Annotated in this window: 1 rRNA gene; it reads left to right on the top strand. The window is 49.9% G+C overall.

Annotation, left to right across the window (positions count from 1 at the left end):
- A 23S ribosomal RNA gene (locus tag ACFQV5_RS10020) occupies positions 1 to 593 on the top strand; the annotation flags it as partial.

Here is a 593-nt window from a genome sequence, read left to right as displayed (position 1 = left end):
ACTGGTCGAGTGACTCTGCGCCGAAAATGTAACGGGGCTAAACACACCACCGAAGCTATGGCTTGAATCGACTTCACTGCTTCTTTGAGGTAGTGAGACTGAGATTGACATTTTTGTCAGACTTCTAATGGAATGAAGGATGACCAAATGTTCTCAGGGGATAGACACACTTCGAAGGCGGAGTGAAGTCGATTCAGGGGTAGGGGAGCGTTGTATGTAGGTTGAAGGTGTACCGTAAGGAGCGCTGGACAGCATACAAGTGAGAATGCCGGTATGAGTAACGAAAAGATCAGTGAGAATCTGATCCGCCGAAAGCCCAAGGTTTCCTGAGGAAGGTTCGTCCGCTCAGGGTAAGTCGGGACCTAAGGTGAGGCCGAAAGGCGTAATCGAAGGACAACAGGTTGAAATTCCTGTACCACCATAAACCGTTATGAACGATGGGGGGACGCAGGAGGGTAGTGACGCGGACTGATGGATGTCCGTCCAAGCAGTGAGGCTGATGTGTAGGCAAATCCGCACATCGTTAAGGCTGGGCTGTGATGGGGAGTGAAAATTATAGTAGCGAAGGTCATGATCTCACACTGCCAAGAAAA

It is taken from the genome of Paenibacillus sp. GCM10028914, assembly GCF_042666275.1.
GTDB lineage: Bacteria > Bacillota > Bacilli > Paenibacillales > Paenibacillaceae > Paenibacillus_AQ.
Note: the sequence above shows the minus strand (reverse complement) of the source record. Positions and strands in the feature narration are given on the sequence as shown.